The sequence below is a fragment of the Drancourtella massiliensis genome, from assembly GCF_016900655.1.
In the GTDB taxonomy this organism is placed as follows: Bacteria; Bacillota; Clostridia; order Lachnospirales; family Lachnospiraceae; genus Sellimonas; species Sellimonas catena.
Genome location: NZ_JACJKH010000002.1, coordinates 148,015 through 167,755, shown reverse-complemented (window position 1 = coordinate 167,755; position 19,741 = coordinate 148,015). Strand labels below are relative to the sequence as shown.

Here is a 19,741-nt window from a genome sequence, read left to right as displayed (position 1 = left end):
TGAATCTCCTGTGTATCGGACAGTTCAATACCGAAGCTCTCTTTGTCTTAAAAGGCATACAGCCAGTTTGCCTTTTTATAGTAGATAAAAAATGCGACAGAACTCAAAGTCCATGTCAGCGGATAGATCCAGTAAACTACCGCAATAGACGGAATCAAAATCGACACGCCTGTCAGCACCGCCACACGGATCACGCACCAGAAAATCATCATGACAATCATAGGTATAACGGATTTGCCGGCTCCTCTCAGTACCGCCGCTATAGAGTGCGAATACGCCAGCAGGAAGTAGAACAGCGCAGATGTCCGTGCCCTCTCGGTTCCAAATACAATCACCTCCGGTGTCCGGTCAAACGCCGCGACAAAGACCGGTGCCGCAATAAAGATAATAATGCCAATGACCTCCGCCAGAATCATGGCACAGGCAATACCGAATCTTGCACCCTTTTTCGTGCGCTCATAATTCTTCGCTCCCAGATTCTGACTGACAAATGTGGTAAGTGCCATTGTGAAGCTGGTGATCGGCAGGAATCCGAACCCCTCGATTTTGGAGTATGCTCCGCATCCTGCCATGGCCATTTCGCCAAAGGAATTGATATTGGACTGTACTACAACATTTGCAATGGCGATGATGGAATTCTGAAATCCGGATGGAAGACCGAACTGAATCACCTGTTTAAAGATATCCCATTCAAACCGGATTTTCCGCAGGTTCAGACGGTATTCCGCTTTGGACCGCATCAACTGGATCATACAGAGTACAGCGCTGACCACCTGAGAAATATCGGTAGCAAAGGCAGCTCCGCCCACTCCCATATCAAATACCGTAATAAACACAATATCCAGAACTACATTAATTATGGATGACAGAATCAGATAATACAATGGATGTTTGCTGTCTCCCACTGCCTGCAGGATTCCTACGAACATATTGTACATGACAAATCCCGCGGATCCCATAAAGTAGACCCGGAAATATTCCGTTGACTCCGGCATGACATTAGCCGGCGTCTGCATCCAGACAAGAATCTGAGGGGCAAAGAATACTCCGACAATCGTCAGGACAATACTCGCCACGATTCCGAAAGCTACCGTTGTATGTACTGCCTTCTCCACGTTCTCCTGGTCTCTTGCCCCAAAATATCGCGCAATCACAACTCCTGCTCCAAGTGCGATTCCATTGAAAAATCCGATCATCAGATAGATCAGATTTCCTGACGAGCTGACCGCAGCCAGCGCATTGCTTCCAAGAAAATTACCGACTATCAGCGAATCCGCTGTATTATACATCTGTTGAAACAGATTGCCCAGAAAAATGGGCACTGCAAAAAAAGTAATCTTCTTCCAAATTGATCCCTCAGTCATTAGTGTGGCGGAATCACTCTCTCTCATACCATCATTCCCCTTTCTCTTTCCATATTCTTTCGTATGACTGATACTTCTCTTCCATCTCAGCACGTCTTGCTTTCGGCATATGAGGAATTGCCTCTTTCAGTTTTCCAAGCGTCTCTTTCAGGGCACCCCAGTCCTCTTTTGCCTTCAGCGCTTCTGCCTCCCATACAAGATAATACGCCTCTTCCTCCGGCCGTTTCTTCATACACGCAAGCAGGTCCAGCGCTTTATCGTATTCCGAGCTCTGGCAGAGTGCAATCGGAAGATAGATCTGCAGTGTCGGAATCATGCTTTCCCACCGTCTTTTGGCCCTGCTGTAGTAGCACAGGAAAAAAATAATCATCTCTCTGCTCTGCTGCCTTTCCACAAATTCTGACAGAATTCTTGCCGTGTGGATACTGTCTCTTCCGCAAAGCCACGCAAATCCCACTGCAATGACCAGTCCAAGGAACCAGATCTGCCAGTTCCCTCTAATATTCGCCGCCAGGCCTGCAATCAGTCCCACGGCCAGAAGTCCAATACACCATCTGAGCTCCCAGATCTGCATTTTTACCAGAAGAGTCTTCTGCACCTGCTCATCAATCCGGGGGGCTTCTGTAAGCTGAGTCTGATCGCGGCATTCCGGGAACAGCCCCATCAGTGTCTTTTTCATCTTTTCTTCCTGCAACCGTCTGCTTTTTCTGCTGAACAGGCTCTGCCAGATAAAAACCAGAGCCGCACACAGTACAATTCCGGCAGTCCTGAACTGAAAACCCAACGGCTGATACCGGAATACATAAAGGGCCGCCCCTGTGGAGACAAGTGCAGCACTCCCTTCCGCAAGAGCCATCTTCCAGGTTTTGTATTCTTTCTGTCCTTCTTCTCCAAAGCTTCTCACAAATGCAGTCAGGAAAAACAGTGCGGCACATCCTCCTGCAAAAGCGGAGTAAAGGCCTTCCCGTCTTGCCCCATACTGAAAAAACAGGATTCCTCCTTCAAATAAAAGCATTCCCGCAAGAAACAGCGAAAGAATGCAAAGTAATCTCCAAATTTTCTTCGTCATCTTGTCCTCCTATCCTGCTTCCTGCAAAGAATCTGTGATTTCTTTTTCAAATGTAAACTGTTCTCCATCCTCGGACCGGAACAATGCTTTGATCAGATTTCCCTGATCCGTATAATCTCCATCGTCCCCCTGCCCAACGACCATATAATAAACACCGTTTTCCAGATAGAACTGCTCCACCTGGTCAAATGGATTGTATCCCATCTTTTCGATAACCGCATCCGCCTGAGGAAGCGTGATTTCCTGCCAGGTCTGTCCCTGATCGACAGTCCGGTAAAATACACTCTGCTCCTGTCCGGATGCATAATATCCTGTCTGAGCATCGACCCAGAACGCGGCACTTACATTGGTCATCATGCTCTCGCCAGTGGAAATCTGTCTCCATGTTTTCATATCGTCCGTCATCCAGATCCCATAATAATCCGTTCCGAGCGACCGGTCCATAGCAAAAACCGCCACACAGCCATCTCCGATTCTTGACAGGTACGTACCCGCTTTATATCCCAGATCTGTGATCCTGCTCTCCTGCCAGACTGCTCCCTGATCGGTACTGTAAATCATAACAGTCCCCTCACTGTCAAATCCGAGAAATGCGGTAAACTCCGGAGATATCAGATAACTTCCATCCTCCAGGTTTTCATCATACAGGCCGTTTGTCTCCCGGCAGACTCTTTCATAGCCATCCGGTACCTCTGCAAAGGTCCCTCCGCCGTCATAGGTAACATAAAGCACTCCGTCATCAATATAATAGGTCTCTTCTCTGTCTGTCCGCATCGCATAATGCTGGGTTTGAGGTGTCCGGATCTCCTCCTGAAATTCCGGAGACTGAATCTGATAATCCACCGGACGCATTTTTTCCGTAATCTTATAGATTCCGTTTTCCTCCTCCAGTCTTACTACCATCTGTCCCAGGTAAAGATATCTTGAATCAATACCGGACAGGGCATGGTCCGCTCCCTGACCGCCCAGATACACCAGTTCCAGATTCTGAATGATTTCACTGTTCACAGCGGCCGGTACCATGGTGTAATCCAGCTGCACATAACCATTGCCGTCCAGCACTTCCACCTGATTCAGAACGGCATCGTAAATCCGGTATTCGTACGGCACATTCATTCCCTGAAGCGCATCTGTATAATCCGAAAACCATTCCCGGCATGCTTCATCCTCGGATTTTCCCACACCGGCAATTTCCGAACCAATAATCTCAGGTATCTCAAACTGATTCCAGCGAAATTGCGTCCAGGCTCCACAAAGGAGCACCGCTCCTGCAAGGCAGAGAATCCCCGCAGCCAATCGTTTCATCCTTCATCTCCTTTTTACTTTAAGTCGCTGTCACTTTAAGTCACTGTCTTGAAACATTATATCACCTTTTGTTGTGTTATAAAAGCGGTCAATTTTCTTCGATACAAAAAAGCCCTTGAAAATCCCGCAAAACGGGTATCTTCAAGGGCCCTAATACTTTTAAAAATTACATACCAGCCTGAGCTGCTACTTCTGCTGCAAAGTCGTCAACTTTCTTTTCGATTCCTTCGCCTGTTTCAAAACGAACGAATTTCTTAACAGTAACTTCTGCGTTGTTCTCTTTTGCAACTTTTTCTACATATTTTCCAACTGTCAGGTCACTGTCCTGAACGTATACCTGATCTAACAGACAGAACTCTTTGAGTTCTTTGTTGAGACGTCCGATGATCATCTTTTCGATAATGTTGTCCGGCTTGTTCGGATTTTCTTTCTTAGCCTGAGCAAGAAGGATTTCTTTTTCGTGATCCATGAATTCCTGAGAAACTTCATCACGGGATACGTACTTCGGAGACATAGCTGCTACCTGCATTGCTACGTTCTTTAAGCATGCTTTGATTTCATCGTTTACAACGTTTGTATCAGCTTCTACAAGAACACCGATTCTTCCGCCGCCGTGAATGTATGCAACAACGCATCCTTCAGATGTGATTTTCTCAAATCTTCTGATGTTCAGTTTTTCTCCGATCACAGAGATCTTTTCTGTCAGGGCATCCTGAACTGTCTTGGACGGATCTGCGTTCCATGCTTCAGCCATGAATGCGTCCATATCAGCTGCTTCTGTATTCAGAGCCTGGTTTACTACAGCATCAACAAATCCCTGGAACTCTGCGTTCTTTGCAACGAAGTCTGTTTCAGAGTTTACTTCTACGATTGCTGCTACCTTGTCATCTTTTACAGCTGCTTTAACAAGACCTTCTGCTGCGATTCTTCCAGCTTTCTTCTCAGCCTTTGCCTGACCATTTTTTCTTAAAAATTCAACGGCTGCGTCCATGTCGCCGTTTGTTTCATTAAGAGCTTTTTTACAGTCCATCATTCCTGCGCCTGTCATTTCTCTTAATTCTTTTACCATGCTTGCTGTAACTGCCATTTTGCTTTCCTCCTGAATCTTAGTACGAAATGGATTATTCTTCTACAGTTTCTTCTGCTTCTTCAACTGCTTCTGTATCTTCGCCTTCGAATACTTCTTCGCCAGTTGCTCCCTGATTTGCTTCTACAACAGCGTCTGCCATCTTGGAAACGATCAGTTTAACTGCTCTGATTGCATCGTCATTTCCCGGGATTACATAATCCAGTTCTTCCGGATCACAGTTTGTATCAGCGATACCGATCAGCGGAATTCCAAGTGTATGTGCTTCCTGAACACAGATTCTTTCTTTCTTAGGATCTACTACGAAAATAGCGTCAGGCAGTCTCTTCATGTTCTTGATACCGCCAAGGTTTTTCTCAAGTTTTTCCCATTCTTTCTTTAATGCGATAACTTCTTTCTTCGGAAGCACGTCAAATGTTCCGTCTTCAGCCATTGCTTCGATCTCTTTTAAACGCTCGATTCTGCTCTGGATTGTCTTGAAGTTTGTCAGCATACCGCCAAGCCATCTTTCGTTTACATAGAACATTCCGCAGCGCTCTGCTTCTGTTTTGATAGCATCCTGAGCCTGTTTCTTTGTTCCTACGAAAAGGATTGTGCCGCCTTCTGCTGCGATATCGGATACTGCCTGATAAGCCTCATCTACTTTTCCAACGGATTTCTGTAAGTCGATGATGTAGATTCCGTTTCTCTCTGTGTAGATGTACTCAGCCATCTTAGGGTTCCATCTTCTTGTCTGATGTCCAAAGTGAACACCGGCTTCCAAAAGTTGTTTCATTGAAATAACGCTCATGTTTTTTCCTCCATATTTGTGGTTTTTTACTTCCGCATGTTTCTGCCTTCCGGAACCGCGCTTTTGCCGGCACCGCCGAAAGTAACCGCATGCGTGTTTTTTTGCAACATTCGTAGTATAACATAGAAAAAACGGCCATGCAAGCCGTTTTTTCATGAATTCTTATATTTTACGTTGATTTTACCAGTATCTTCTGTACCATGGGCTTCCGTAAACGCTCTGAACCTTTACGACATCTCCCGGCTGCGGTGCGTGAATCATCTGTCCGCCTCCGATATAGATACCAACATGTCCAACATAGCATACGACATCTCCCGGCTGCGGGCTGGATACTGCCTTACCGCCTGCTCCAAGAGCGGAGGATGTTCTCGCTACGCTGATACCTGCCACACTGTGGCAATATTTTACAAGACCGGAACAGTCAAGTCCTGATCCCGGTGTGTTGCCGCCCCATACATACGGTGTACCAAGACAGCTTCTTGCAGCGCTTACAATCACACTTGCAGCACTTGCATTGCTTGTGCTGGATCCGCCTGAACTGCTGGAACTGGATCCGGAACCTGTACTCGGTTTGGATGTGCTGCTTCCGCTGTTAGATGTTCCACTATTAGAACTTCCACTGCTGGAACTTCCGCTGTTAGAACTTCCACTGCTGGATGTCGTATTCCCCGAGGATGAGCCAGAGGATGTATTGCTGTTCTGGTTTCCCGATGAACCTGACTGGCTGGAAGTCGTATTGGAACTGGAAGAGCTTTCCGCCGCTGCTGCAGCCGCTTCCTCCTGCGCCTTTCTCCGGGCTTCCTCTTCCGCCTTTCTTCTTGCCTCTTCTTCTGCTGCTGCCTGCGCAATCGCTGCCTGAAGCTCCTGATCAAGATTTTCTACTTCTGCCTGTTTCTCAGCCAGTGTCTGACTTAATTGTTCTTTCTGGCTTTCGAAAGATGTCTGCATCTCTTCCAGATTTGCAAGATCTTCTTCCAGGGTCTTTTTCAGGTTTTCAATCTTTTTTGTTGTTTCTACATATTCCTGAAGCTTTTCTCTGTCGTAATTATGTACGGTTTCAATATAGTCTGCCTGATTCAGAAAGTCTGCAATGCTGTTTGATGTAAACAGATCTTCCAGAGCTTTCGTATCGCCCTGTTCATACATATATTTAATCCGGACTTTCATCGACTCATACTGCTGCTGCTGTTTTTCCTCAGCTGCGGCGAGATCTTCTTTCGCCTTCTGGATTTCCTCTCCTTTGCTGACCAGCTTTTCTTCTGTCTCAGAAATCTTGGAAACCATCGTCTGAAGCTGTGCCTGTACAGACTCGACTTCTTTTTCTTTCTGTTCCTTTTCAGCTTTGATTTCATCGGTATTCGGTGCCGCATAAACCGGAGTTGCAAGCATTGAGCTAGCCATCAATGCTATCACCAGTCTCTTCCCAAATTTGTTCATTCTCTTCTCTCCTGTCTAAAACTGCATGTCCGAACTCTTTCGGTCCTTCTTTTTTCACTACAAGGTCTAGTATATCTTATTCTTCTATTCTTTGCAATGTTTTTTAATAATTTTGTAACATTTTTTATGACTATTCCTTCATACAGCCTGAAATCAATGAAATACGTCCAATTCGCACGCCTGAAATCTATGGCTGGCCATGCCCGCTTTTTTTTGTGTTCTCCATATTTCGAATCTGTACAAAGAACACAGACGCCGCAAATGCACAAACAACAGTAATAATTCCCATCCTCAGCGGTGTCTGGAATATCCATTCATACGCATTCGTTTCCGTCAGAAGCACTGAGCCAAGATTTGCTGCACAGTGCAGCAAAACCGGTGCTTTGATACTTTCGTAAGTCTCATAGGCATATGACAAAAGCAGTCCGAATACAAACGCATACAGAAACTGTACAATATTTCCATGCACAACGGCAAAAATCAGCGCGGAAAACAAAATGGCTTTTCTGGCATCTACCATGTCCCGGATTCTTCTGAAAATAACTCCTCTGTACAGGCACTCTTCAAGAACCGGTACAATCACTCCGAGTCCAATCACTTCGATGATCACCGGTGAAGCGTAAAGTCCTGCTGACGTTGTCTGATAAGAAGCGCTGATGCTGCTGATATTGCTCAGAATCAGGATATTGTTCAGCGCAACTCCGGCTGTCACTCCAAGCAGAACTGCATACAGATAGGTCCATGCCGGTGTTTTGCCGGAATCCGGATCCGGTACCGTAAACAACCTTCGGTATTTCTCATCCTTTCTCATCATGTAGATATAAATTGGAAGCGCCAGCACTGCCGCCGCCGACGTAATTTCCGTCGAATGGCTCAGCGCAAATGTCAGTGTTTCTTCCATAAATGTCTGAAACGCAGTCTGGCTTTCATAGGCATGTAGCAGATCCTGTGCACGCGCAGCCAGATAAGCCGCGACAACAACAATATCCACAAGGAAATTGATCGCCCAGTAAATCAAAATCGGAATAATGATTCTCGCAAACGGATTTCCCGGCTGTCTGTTTGGCTGATTATTGAACATTGATTATCTCCTCAAAATATGTTTTGATTTCCTCTTCGTCACCTGTAAGAGAGCCCTGGATCATGCCCGGCTTTCCGCCGCCCCGTCCATGAAATCTCTCGTTCAGCTTTTTGCCCAGATCACGGATATCCCTTTTCTGGCTTCCGATTACATACTGGTACTGCTCGCCCCGTTTCAGGAAAACAGCGCACACAGCAACACTTCGTTCCAGAACGTGATTCATCAGTTCCCGGATGCTGGTCTGATCCAGATCCGTCTCAAACAGGCACTGGCTGTATGTTCCTTCCGGAACCTGCTGTGCCTTCAGGGCAGTCATTTTTCTCTGCAGTTCAATGATCTGATGCTTCTGGTTTTCATTTTCATCCTTCAGTCTCCTGACTGCCTCCGGAAGTTCATCTTCTTTTGCAGAAAGCATCGCCGAAATCTCTTTCATATCTTTTTCGCGTTTTTCATGATCTGCCAGAGCTCTGTCCCCGCTTACCATTGTCACGCGGACTCCACCCTTATAATTCATCATGGCGATCACTTTGATCTGTCCGATTTCTCCGGTAGAGCCGACATGGGTAGCGCAGCAGGCACACCGGTCATACCCCGGGATCCAGACAATGCGCACCTGACCGTCGATTTCAATCTTGCTTCGGTACTCCATTCCTTCCAGTTCTTCTTCGGACGGATAGAGAATCTGAACCGGGATATTCTGGTAAACAGCCCGGTTGGCCTCCTGTTCAATCTCTTCCATCTGCTCTTTTGTGACCGGTCCGTTAAAGTCCATGGTGCACAGATCATCTCCGAGATGAAATCCTACATTCTGATATCCGAACCGTTTATGTACCAGCCCGGACAAAATGTGCTCTGCTGTATGCTGCTGCATTCTGGAAAACCGGATCTTCCAGTCTATCTCTCCGTCGATCGTGCTTCCTGCTTCCAGCGGCTCTTCCGTATAATGGATGACTTCCCCGTCTTTCTCCTGTGTATCCGTCACCCGGATCCCGGAAAGCCATCCGATATCTCCATACTGCCCTCCGCCTTCCGGAAAGAAGGCGGTACGGTCCAGAATTACTTCATATCCATCCCTGCCGGATGCTTCCTGGCAGGAACGAACCGTTGCAGTAAAGGTTTTTGTATAGACATCCTGATTATACAGTCGTTCTGTCATAGTCCTACATCCTTTCCGGCGCTTCAAATCCAAGCAGATCGATGGAGGTCTCCAGAATCGTCCTTACCAGATCAAGCAGTGCGATATATCCCTGCTTCTTTTCTTCATCCTCTTCGCCAAGGATTCTGTTATCATGGTAGAAACGGTTGAAGCTGTTTGCCAGATCGTAAATGTAACCGCAGATCTTATGAGGAGCAAGCTCTTCATATGCCTGATCCAGGACTGCGGTAAATTTCGCTGCTTCCAGCATCAGCGCCCGCTCAGAATCAGAGTGCGGTGCTTTCACGGAACATGTATCCAGATTTCCTCCGTTTTCGGCGTATTTATTCAGGATGGATTTGATCCGGACAATGGTGTACAGAATGTACGGTCCTGTATTTCCTTCAAAAGAAGAAAATTTGTCCAGATCAAAGACATAGTCTTTGGATGCCTGGTTGGAAAGGTCTCCGTATTTTAATGCTGCAAGTCCGACCATCTGAGCTGTCTTTTCAGCCTCCTCCGGAGCAACTGTCCGGTTTTCCGCAATCTTCTGGGACATCTCTTCGTTGATTTCACGAATCAGATCGGAAAGACGCATGACACCGCCTGCTCTTGTCTTAAACGGCTTTCCGTCTTTTCCATTCATTGTTCCAAAACCGATGAAAGTCAGCTTGGTATCCTCCGGAACAATTCCCGTTTTCTTTGCGCAGCGGAACACCTGTACAAAGTGAAGTTCCTGACGCTTGTCTACCACATAGATTACTTCATCCGGCTGATAGAGTTCTTCTCTTTCCACAAGTGTGGCAAGATCTGTCGTATCATAGAGGGCTGCTCCGTCTGACTTCAGAATCATGCACGGCGGAATTTCCTTCGTATCTGTTTCTTCCTTGACATCTACCACGAGAGCACCCTGATCCAGATGGGCGAATCCTTTTTCTTTGAGCATTTCCACCATATCCGGAATATACGGCTGTGCATCTGCCTCTCCTTTCCAGAGGTCAAATGTTACATTCAGGTTTTCATAATTCTTTTTCAGATCGGCAATCGATACGTTCATGATGTGCTTCCAGAGTGCACGGTATCCTCTTCTTCCGTTCTGAAGCTCAAATGTCGCTTTCAGCGCTTCTTCTTTATACTCCTCGTGCTCCTTTGCATAGGCACTTGCATATGGATAGATTTCTTCCAGGTCATTGATTGTAAACGGTGCCTCTTCCGGATATTCGCCGGTGAACTGTTCGTCAAAATACGGAAGATCCGGATTCCGTTTCTGAAGCTCTGTAATGACAAGTCCCATCTGGTATCCCCAGTCTCCAAGATGAACATCTCCGATAACCTCATGTCCCTTAAACCGCAGAATCCGTTTTAAACTTTCCCCAATTACTGCTGAACGAAGATGTCCCACATGAAGCGGCTTTGCCACGTTTGCGCCTCCGAAATCCATAATGATGCGTTTCTTCTGAGCTGCATGCTCTACGCCAAGCTGCCCGGACTTTCTCATCTCTTCTGCATAAGAAGAAAGAAACTCTTTTTTTACTTTCATATTGATAAATCCCGGATTTACTGCCTGTACATCCTCCAGTGCTTCACTCTCTTGAAGGTGAGTCAGTACGTCCCCTGCAATCATAATCGGAGCTTTGTGGTAGGTCTTAGCCGCTGCCATCGCTCCATTGCACTGATATTCACATAAATCCGGACGATTGGACAAGGTCACTTTCGCAAAGCTTCCGTCATATCCTGCTTTTTCAAATGCTGCTTTCATTTCCTCTTCCAGAAAATCTACCAGTTTTTTCATCTCATTCGTCCTTCTTTCTTTATTTCTCTGATTTTTATATAAAATTACGTTCCTTATATTCTAACATAGGAAAGAATCTCCAACAACCATATTTTTGAGCTCTTGCGCTTTTTTCTCTTTTAGTATATAATAACAGAAATCATTATTGTTTTGAGAGGAAATCACTATGACAAAAGAAAAAAGACAAACTCCGCTTCTCGGCTCCCATGTCGGGATGAGCGGAAAAGATATGCTGCTTGGTTCAGCCAAAGAAGCGGCCTCCTATCAGGCTGATACCTTTATGTTTTATACCGGCGCGCCTCAGAATACAAGACGGAAAGACATCAGCGAGCTTCGTATCCCGGAAGCGTGGGATTTTATGAACTCCCATCACATTTCTGATATTGTCGTTCACGCACCTTATATTATCAATCTTGGGAATTCTGTGAAACCGGAGACCTTTCAGCTTGCGGTCGAGTTTCTCGCTCTGGAAATCGAACGTACAGCAGCATGCCAAAGCCGCACGCTCATTCTTCATCCGGGTGCCCATGTCGGCGCCGGTGTAGATGCCGGGATTGCTCAGGTCATCAAAGGGCTTAATGAAGTACTGACAAAAGATACCCCTTGTCAGATCGCGCTGGAAACGATGGCAGGCAAAGGCTCAGAGCTTGGCCGCTCCTTTGAAGAGCTGGCCCGGATTTATAGCGGCGTCACCTATAATGAAAAGCTTCGTGTCTGCTTTGACACCTGCCACACACATGACAGCGGATATGACATCCGGAATGATTTTGACGGTGTCATCGAAACCTTTGACCGGATTCTCGGAAAAGACCAGATTGCGGTCTTCCATATCAATGACAGCAAAAATCCGCGGGGTGCACAAAAAGACCGCCATGCCAATATCGGTCAGGGCGAAATCGGATTTGAGGCTCTTGCTTCCATCGTACACCATCCGGATTTCATGGAAGTACCAAAGATTCTGGAAACACCTTATATCCCTTCCGTCGAAAATCCAAAGAAAACGCTCCCGCCTTACCGCCGCGAAATTGAGATGCTCCGAAACCGCAAGTTTTCTGAAGAACCTGCGTAACATTTCCCGGACAACAACAAAAAAACCTGTCGGAAAATCCGACAGGTTTTTACACACCTAGGCGGATTCGAACCGCCGCACCCGCCTCCGGAGGGCGGTGCTCTATCCCCTGAGCTATAGGTGTATTTCTGCGTCATGTGAACGCATTGATTATAATACCACATCTTTTGCAGATTGTAAAGAGAAAAAATTCGACGAATTTCCGGATATTTTTCAGTTTTTCATTGAAATTTTTCTTTCCATTCAGTATGATATATGTTAAATAAAAAATCTTGTAAGGAAGGAATTATCATGCAGCTTCTTAAAGAACGTATATTAAAAGACGGGGTTGTCAAGCCGGGAAATGTCCTGAAGGTCGACAGCTTCCTGAATCATCAGATGGACATTGACTTAATAAATGAAATCGGAAAGGAATTCCGCAGACGGTTCCCTTCTGAAAAGATTACAAAAATATTGACAATCGAAGCTTCCGGAATCGGGATCGCCTGTATCGCGGCACAGTATTTCCATGTTCCGGTTGTTTTTGCGAAAAAGGCACAGAGCATCAATATCGACGGAGAAGTTTACCATTCCAAGGTAGAGTCTTTCACACACAAACGGACTTACGATGTGATTCTCTCCAAGAAGTTCCTCGGACCGGACGATCATGTTCTGATCATCGACGATTTTCTGGCAAACGGATGCGCCCTTCTCGGGCTGATCTCCATCGTCAAGGATGCGCAGGCTACCATTGAAGGTGCCGGAATCGTTATTGAGAAAGGCTTCCAGCAGGGCGGCGACAAGATCCGTGATCTTGGTATCCATCTGGAATCTCTTGCGATCATTTCATCCATGACCGACACTTCTCTCACATTTAAAGAAGATTAGATAAGGCAAAGCAGAAACCAGCGAGGACTGTGCCATCCCGGCACAGTCCTCGTTTTTTCTTTCTATCTGTTTTTTCCCGTTTCCATCAGGACTTTCACATGTCCTCCGCATACGAGCCCTTCATCGGCCGCATCCCGGTTATTCAGGTCAGACTCTTCGATTCTCCAGTCCTCTCCCTGTTTCATCATTTCCTGCGATGCACGGACGATATCTGCCTCCAGCTTTCCTCCGCCGATGGTTCCAAAACAGTTCCCGGATTCCGACACAATAAAATGCGTTCCTTCTTTTCTTGGGGCGGAACCTCTTCTTTCCAGAATCGTGGAAAGTACAAAGCGTTCTCCCTCCTGCATGTTCTCGAGGGCATGACGAAATACTTCGTAACCGGTTTTCATGGAGCATCCGGCCTTGCTCCTCTCCTGAAGAATCTCTGCCATGACAGACACCGCAATCTCTTCCGGCGTCTGCGCGCCGATTTTCAGACCGATCGGTGCATGCAGCCTCTTAGTCCATTCCCGGTCAATTCCGGCTTTTTCCAGTTCTTCCCGCATCATGGCGGCCCTCGTTCTGCTTCCCATCATCCCGGTATAGTAGGATTCTTTTTTGGCAATCTCCATCAGACATTTCTGATCATAGGCATGCCCTCTTGTCATGACAACATAGGCGGTATTTTTTTCATCGTTCAGACTTCGCACCGCTTCATCAAATGGAAGGCAGATCACCTCATGGGCACCGCTCTTTTTGGCAAGCTCCGCGAAATATTCCCGATCCTCCAGAACAATAGTCCGGATTCCGGCAAAGACAGAAAGCTTCGCCAGTGCATGTCCGACGTACCCTGCTCCGCAGATTACAATCCGGTCTTCTTTTTCTGCATTCTCCAGAAACAAAAATCCGCCGTCTTCATCCCAATCCATGGCAGTCCCCGAGAGGGACGCCTTTTGATACAATTTCCGGATCCGCTCCTTCCATTTCTCCGGAATCAGTTCCGTCTTTTCTTTCTTCAGTTCTTCCTGGTTCTTCAAAATCCATGTCCGGACTTTTCCACCTTTCTCTGCCAGATGGAGGATCATCCCTCCGTCTTTCTCATAAAGGCTCTTGATCCGTTCTAAAAACTCTCTGTCTGTCATCATTTCGCTCCCATATATAAACAGGCATCTCCTGTTGTCTCATCCATCGAAAAACCTCACGGTATTCTTTGAAGAGGGCTTCTCCCATCCCCGGTTCCACCCCGCTTAGGACCGCCCTTTTTATCTGTCTGCAATTCTGGAAAATTCCATCTTTGTCAAGCCATAGTCTGCAAAGGTCCTTCATCTCTACCAGATCCTCCGGTCTTTTTCCAAGCCTTTCCGCACAGATTTCCGACCGGTGTGCCACTTCCAGAAAGGACTTTCCCAGCGCTTTCTGATTAAGAATCCCTATCACCGCATCAGAAAAGTCCGGCACCACAGGCTCCCGGTCATTTGGAATTTTGATCCATTTGCCCTTTGCCCCGTCTGCTTCCACACACAGACGGACTCCCTGATCCACCAGAGTCTTTAGGGCATTTAAGGGTATGGATCCGATCTTTCCATCCGGAAGTTCCCGGCCGATGGTCACCGGCCTCATCCCGTGTAATCTAATCCATTCTTTGACTTCCTCTGTGGAGAGGTCATCACGCCACAGAAGAAATCCTTCCTGCGGCTTCCACATCTTTGTTGTTGTCACAGCCGCTGCCGGCAGACCTTCTTCCCGCATTTCCCGCACACAGGTATAGACGGCCGTCGTCTTTCCGCCGGCACCCGTAAATGCGATGCATCTTTTGTTTTCCAGACCTAATTCTCCAAGCATGTTTTCTCCCATTCTTCCAGCGCACGGCAGACACTTCCCCCGATGGCAAGTGCTTTATCCGAAATCACAAAGCATCTCTCATTGCTGTCTGTTCTTGGATCGATATCCATGATTTTTAACCCTTTTGTGACCGGGTATCCTTCCTTGATTGCACCGCGCAGGTATCCGGTGAGCGTCGCACGGACATCCATTTCCCCGATCACTGCCAGAACTTCTCCCTCTTCAACGAGATCGCCCACCTGTTTCAGATACCGAATCGCACCGCTGCAAGGTGCATGGATCACCCGCTCTTTGGCATATCCCGCAATCATACCTGGCACTCCGGTATTTGGAATGGCTGTTCCGCTTCGGTAGATTTTCCCAAGAGTCTCTCCTCTCATGGTTTCAATGACCAGGTCCGTATCCACTCCCGCTGTAAATCCCGGCCCAAGTCCGATCGTCAGCGGTGCCATATCGATGGTGGTCCCCAGATTCTTTTTCGCAAGAATCCCGTCCACCAGAGCAATCGGATGGAGCCAGGACAGGCAGCTGCATTCCGGGTCAATCAAAACCGGAACTTCCCCGCATTCCCAGGCCTCTTCTGTCTCCTCCCGGGACAGCACTTTCCTTGCCGTCATTCCTTCCACGGTGCAGCTTCCTTCATACACCGCTTCACAGAAGGCAACCTGCCGTCTGATACATGCGGGACATCCGGTTTCCAGTACGAGCACCCGGTATCCTTTTTGGGCAAGCAGATAAGCAGTTCCTGTCGCCAGATCCCCTCCGCCCCGCACAACTACGGTCTTCTTCTCATCCATATCCCAGACTTCCTCTTTTTTTGCCTCCAGACGGTACAGATCGTCCAGATGTCGTTTCAAAACTTTCTTCCCGCCTTCATCACCGGAAAGGTTCAAAAGTTCCGGAAAATACCGTTCCTGAAACACGCAGGGATTTTTCGGGCCATTCCAGTCGATACAGCCGATTCCCTTCCGGCTTCTTTGAAAACCTTCCAGCATCGCTTCCAGTGTTTCTCTCTTTAGAAACGGCTGGTCACAGACGCAAAAGCATACCGCGTCGCCGCTCTGCCACTCAGGCTGATGCCGGATCGTTTCCAGGGCAAGGGCGATGGAAGAAGAAATCCCCCTCTCCGGATGTTTGTTGACTACACAGATTTCCGGAATATCGAGTCTCTTTTCTTTTTCACCTGAAACAACAAGAACTGTACTTCCTTTCCAGGAAGCGTGAATCTTTCTCGTCTTATCAAGCAGGAGGAAGAGAATTTCTCTTCCTCCGATCTGCTCCATCAGTTTATCTTCTTTTCCGTAACGAAGGCTTCTTCCTGCCGCAAGAAGCGCAAAGTGTATTTTCATCATGATGAATGTTTCATTCCCATATATACTTTCTCCGCCGTAATCGGAAGCTCCCGGATATGAACGCCTGTTGCATTGGCAACTGCGGCTGCCAGTGCCGGAGAAGGAGTGTTGATTACAATCTCTCCGATGGATTTTGCTCCAAACGGTCCGGTCGGCTCATAGCTGCTTTCAAATTCCACGCGGATTTCTCCGGTATCCTGTCTCGTCGGAATCTTGTACTGCATAAAGGAATTGCTGAAATTCTGTCCTTTTGGATTATATACAACATCCTCATAAAGGGCCATTCCGATTCCCTGTACCAGTCCGCCTTCTGTCTGTACCCTTGCAAGACTCGGATTGACAACAGTACCACAGTCTACTACGGCAACGTAATCAATCGGTGTCACTTTTCCAGTTTCCAGATCCACTTCCACTTCTGCCATACCAACCATGAACGGCGGTGGAGACGTTGGTGAGTAATGAGCCTCTGAAGCCATCAGCGCTTCTTCGTTTGCGCACATGATACGGTTTCCGATTTCTTTTAAGGTGATCTCTTTTCCGTCCTTCGGACACCATACACGCTTACCGTCAAACTCTACCTCTTCCTTTTCGCAGCCCAGATATTCGGCTCCTTTCAGGCAGATCTTCTCTTTGAGTTTCTCACAGGTCTTGATCACTGCCATTCCGGTCACATAAGTCGTACTGGACGCGTAAGATCCGGTATCGTACGGAGAAGAATCCGTATCCACGCCGGATACAATAATATCTTCCATCTCACAGTCCATACAGTCGGCCGCCATCTGTGCCAGAATGGTATCACATCCTGTTCCCATGTCAGAAGCTCCGACCATCAGGCTGTAGAATCCGTCGTCATTGACTTTCATTGCAACGGAAGCGGTATCCACGTTGGAAATTCCGGATCCCTGCATTGCCATGGCAACGCCGACTCCTCTCACCTTTCCATTACCCATATCTCTTGCCGGATATTTTTCGTCCCAGCCGATCATCTCTTTTGCTCTTGCCATACAGCGGTCCAACGCACAGCTCTGTGCAGTCTCGCCATAGTACGCAGGCATAACCTGTCCTTCTTTTACCATATTGAGCTCACGGAGTTTCACCGGATCCATATGCATCTGTTCCGCCAGCTCGTTGACCGCGGATTCTACCGCAAAAATTCCCTGTGTGGCTCCATATCCACGGTATGCGCCCGCTGACATGACATTCGTATAAACGACATCATACCGGAACCGGAACGCATCTGTTTTTCCATAAAGAGGAATGGATTTGTGTCCGGAAAGTCCAACCGTTGTCGGCCCGTGCTCTCCGAATGCTCCCGTATTGGATAGGGTATAGACGTCAATCGCCCGGATAATTCCGGCCTCATCGGCTCCTACCCGCACATGCACTTCCATCTCATGACGTGGGGATGATGCGATCTGTGATTCTTCTCTTGTGTAAATGATCTTTGACGGACGTCCTGTCTTCCATGTAACAAATGCCGGATATACTTCGGACACAACGGTCTGTTTTGCTCCAAAACCGCCTCCGATTCTCGGTTTGATCACACGGATCTTTGATTTCGGTATTCCAAGGGCATTGGAAAGAATTCTTCTTGCATGGAAGGTAACCTGGGTGGATGACACCACATTCAGCCTTCCATAGACATCCATGTAGCAGTAAGTGCGGAATGTTTCCATCATCGCCTGCTGGTTTGCCTGGGTATGGTAGGTCTGCTCTACCACATACTTACATTCTGAAAGGACCTGATCTACATCCCCGGCTTCATCCTTACCGCTGGCGCACAGATTTCTCTGATTGTCTGCTCCGACATTGCAGAGACTTCTCCAGTTTTCCTCCGGATGTACCAGGATATCATTATCTTTTGCCTTTCTGAAGTCCAGAAGCGGAGTCAGTACTTCATACTCCACCTTGATCATCTTCATGGCTCTGTCTACTGCTTCTTTTGTCTCTCCCGCAACGATCGCCACCGCGTCCCCTACGAAACGGACTCTCTGATCGAGGATCAGACGGTCATACGGACTTGGCTCCGGATAGGTCTGTCCAGCCATTGTAAACCGCTCATTCGGGCAGTCCTCATAGGTAAATACTGCCACCATACCCGGCACTTTCATCGCTCTGGCAGAGTCAATGTTCTTAATCAGCGCATGGGCATGCGGACTTCTCAGTACTTTCACGACGAGACAGTCCTTCGGTGCCAGATCATCTGTATAGACCGGCTTTCCTGTCACCAGCGCTTTGGCGTCGATCTTTGGTATCGCCTGATTTACTTTCTTCATGGATCTACCCCCTGCTTTCTCTCAGATATTTTTCCACAGCGCGCAGCTGTCCTGCATATCCTGTGCAGCGGCACAGGTTTCCGGCCAGATATTCCCGGATTTCTTCCGCGTCCGGACAATGTCCGGATACACAGAGCTCTCTTTCCATGGCAAGGACATTCATGATAAATCCAGGAGAACAGTATCCGCACTGCTCTGCCCCTTCTGCCGCCAGATATGCTCCGAACCGGGCCGCTTCTTCCTGAAGCCCCTCCAGTGTCGTAATCTTTCTTCCTGAAATTCCTGCTGCCAGAATCGAGCAGGAAAGCCGTGGTGTTCCGTCAACCCAGACGGTGCACAGTCCACAGTTGGTTGTCTCGCATCCGCACTTTACACTGTAGCATCCAAGATCTCTTAATACATCCAGAAGCACTGCACCTGCTTCAATCTCTGTATGGACTGGTTTCCCATTTAATTCAAACTGTACTTCCATCTACACATTCCCCTCTTCCAACGCTTTTTTCGCCCGACCGGCAAGGACTCGTCCCAGATGCTTCCGGTACTCTCCGCTTCCACGCATATTGCTTCCATAGGTGAAGGTATCAGCCGCCTGTTCCATCTCGTCTATTGTAGTCTCTGTCACATCCGCCTTCATTGGTCTTGCGCCGATGGAAAGTAGAACTGTTCCGTCTTTTTCAGATGCCGCACAGGTCAGCACCGGGAAATCAGTCTGACTTCTTCTCTCCGAGAGATAAACTGCCTTTCTGCCGTCCTTGGCCACAATCAGTTCTTCCAGAATATCTCTGTCACGATCCATTCTGATAAATTCAGAAAGAGGAACGATTCCTTTTTTATAAAGCTTTACTTTCGTATCCAGTACAAGAAATGCCGTCAGAATATCTGAAAATCCATATCTTCCGAAAATGCTTCCCCCTACTGTCGCCCCGTTCCTAAACTGCACTCCGACAATATGTCTGGTACACTCTTTAAAAAAGTCTCCAAATGTCTCTTTCAGCCCACTGTGTGTCTCGAGCTGACGAAGAGTACTCATACAGCCGATGCGAAATTCTGTTTCGGTCTCTGTGATCTGATCAAGCCCAAGCCCGGACAGATCAATGACTGTATTAACATTTCCTCTGCCCATTCGGATCCACATCATCCCTCCAATGATCCGGTTGGCCCGTTTCTGATTCAACTCATATGCCTCCTCGAGTGTGCCGGGCTTTACATAGTTTTTCACTGTTATCAAAATGTCTCTCCTCCCGTTTCTCTGAAATTATCCATAGTTCTTTTTATTTTAGCATAACCTTTCTT

General features: G+C 47.4%; 17 protein-coding genes and 1 tRNA gene. 2 read left to right on the top strand and 16 right to left on the bottom strand.

Going from position 1 to position 19,741, the window contains the following annotated elements; genetic code table 11:
* Positions 1-47: 47 nt before the first annotated feature.
* The 9 genes from H6A32_RS01840 to argS all read right to left on the bottom strand — a co-directional run bounded on the left by H6A32_RS01840 (position 48) and on the right by argS (position 11,060).
* Positions 48-1,391, bottom strand: coding sequence for an MATE family efflux transporter (locus tag H6A32_RS01840; protein ID WP_138372433.1), 1,344 nt, complete (start codon positions 1,389-1,391; stop codon positions 48-50).
* A gap of 4 nt (positions 1,392-1,395) precedes the next feature.
* Positions 1,396-2,433 (bottom strand): hypothetical protein, encoded by a 1,038-nt coding sequence (locus H6A32_RS01835; protein WP_204863605.1) that lies wholly within the window; start codon positions 2,431-2,433, stop codon positions 1,396-1,398.
* Positions 2,434-2,442: 9 nt separating this feature from the next.
* The gene (locus H6A32_RS01830; protein ID WP_204863604.1) at positions 2,443-3,738 is read right to left on the bottom strand and encodes a WD40/YVTN/BNR-like repeat-containing protein; all 1,296 of its coding nucleotides are present in this window, start codon (positions 3,736-3,738) and stop codon (positions 2,443-2,445) included.
* A 166-nt stretch (positions 3,739-3,904) separates the two neighbouring features.
* Positions 3,905-4,825, bottom strand: coding sequence for a translation elongation factor Ts (tsf, locus tag H6A32_RS01825; RefSeq protein ID WP_204863603.1), 921 nt, complete (start codon positions 4,823-4,825; stop codon positions 3,905-3,907).
* Between the two features lie 34 nt (positions 4,826-4,859).
* On the bottom strand, positions 4,860-5,615 hold the full coding sequence (gene rpsB, locus H6A32_RS01820) for a 30S ribosomal protein S2 (RefSeq protein WP_087169689.1): 756 nt from the start codon (positions 5,613-5,615) through the stop codon (positions 4,860-4,862).
* A gap of 180 nt (positions 5,616-5,795) precedes the next feature.
* Positions 5,796-7,052: an NlpC/P60 family protein gene (locus tag H6A32_RS01815; protein ID WP_087169682.1), complete on the bottom strand. Its 1,257-nt coding sequence runs from the start codon at positions 7,050-7,052 to the stop codon at positions 5,796-5,798.
* A gap of 187 nt (positions 7,053-7,239) precedes the next feature.
* Positions 7,240-8,133, bottom strand: coding sequence for a CPBP family intramembrane glutamic endopeptidase (locus tag H6A32_RS01810; RefSeq protein WP_191426879.1), 894 nt, complete (start codon positions 8,131-8,133; stop codon positions 7,240-7,242).
* Positions 8,123-9,289: an alanyl-tRNA editing protein gene (locus H6A32_RS01805; RefSeq protein WP_204863602.1), complete on the bottom strand. Its 1,167-nt coding sequence runs from the start codon at positions 9,287-9,289 to the stop codon at positions 8,123-8,125. Before H6A32_RS01805 ends, H6A32_RS01810 begins: the two co-directional genes overlap by 11 nt.
* A gap of 4 nt (positions 9,290-9,293) precedes the next feature.
* Positions 9,294-11,060, bottom strand: coding sequence for an arginine--tRNA ligase (argS, locus tag H6A32_RS01800; RefSeq protein WP_204863601.1), 1,767 nt, complete (start codon positions 11,058-11,060; stop codon positions 9,294-9,296).
* Between the two features lie 166 nt (positions 11,061-11,226).
* Here argS and H6A32_RS01795 point away from each other — a divergent pair, with 166 nt between their 5' ends.
* Entirely contained in the window at positions 11,227-12,129 is a 903-nt protein-coding gene (locus H6A32_RS01795; protein ID WP_087169686.1) for a deoxyribonuclease IV, read from the top strand.
* Positions 12,130-12,181: 52 nt separating this feature from the next.
* On the opposite strand, the gene H6A32_RS01790 is transcribed toward H6A32_RS01795, so the two are convergent.
* Positions 12,182-12,253: transfer RNA gene (locus H6A32_RS01790), tRNA-Arg, on the bottom strand.
* A 167-nt stretch (positions 12,254-12,420) separates the two neighbouring features.
* Here H6A32_RS01790 and H6A32_RS01785 point away from each other — a divergent pair.
* Complete coding sequence (locus H6A32_RS01785) at positions 12,421-12,996, top strand: xanthine phosphoribosyltransferase (RefSeq protein WP_087169687.1); 576 nt, start codon at positions 12,421-12,423, stop codon at positions 12,994-12,996.
* Positions 12,997-13,058: 62 nt separating this feature from the next.
* Here the strand turns inward: H6A32_RS01785 and H6A32_RS01780 are convergent, their stop codons facing one another.
* The 6 genes from H6A32_RS01780 to H6A32_RS01755 are packed head-to-tail and all read right to left on the bottom strand — an operon-like array spanning position 13,059 to position 19,667.
* Complete coding sequence (locus H6A32_RS01780; RefSeq protein ID WP_204863600.1) at positions 13,059-14,123, bottom strand: XdhC family protein; 1,065 nt, start codon at positions 14,121-14,123, stop codon at positions 13,059-13,061.
* Positions 14,077-14,832, bottom strand: coding sequence for a selenium cofactor biosynthesis protein YqeC (gene yqeC, locus H6A32_RS01775; RefSeq protein ID WP_204863599.1), 756 nt, complete (start codon positions 14,830-14,832; stop codon positions 14,077-14,079). Before yqeC ends, H6A32_RS01780 begins: the two co-directional genes overlap by 47 nt.
* On the bottom strand, positions 14,805-16,172 hold the full coding sequence (gene yqeB, locus H6A32_RS16785; RefSeq protein ID WP_204863598.1) for a selenium-dependent molybdenum cofactor biosynthesis protein YqeB: 1,368 nt from the start codon (positions 16,170-16,172) through the stop codon (positions 14,805-14,807). The genes yqeC and yqeB overlap by 28 nt, the downstream gene beginning before the upstream one ends.
* Positions 16,169-18,448 (bottom strand): xanthine dehydrogenase family protein molybdopterin-binding subunit, encoded by a 2,280-nt coding sequence (locus H6A32_RS01765; RefSeq protein WP_138372440.1) that lies wholly within the window; start codon positions 18,446-18,448, stop codon positions 16,169-16,171. The genes yqeB and H6A32_RS01765 overlap by 4 nt, the downstream gene beginning before the upstream one ends.
* A gap of 4 nt (positions 18,449-18,452) precedes the next feature.
* On the bottom strand, positions 18,453-18,920 hold the full coding sequence (locus tag H6A32_RS01760; RefSeq protein WP_087168187.1) for a (2Fe-2S)-binding protein: 468 nt from the start codon (positions 18,918-18,920) through the stop codon (positions 18,453-18,455).
* Complete coding sequence (locus H6A32_RS01755; RefSeq protein WP_330616746.1) at positions 18,921-19,667, bottom strand: FAD binding domain-containing protein; 747 nt, start codon at positions 19,665-19,667, stop codon at positions 18,921-18,923.
* Positions 19,668-19,741 lie beyond the last annotated feature (74 nt).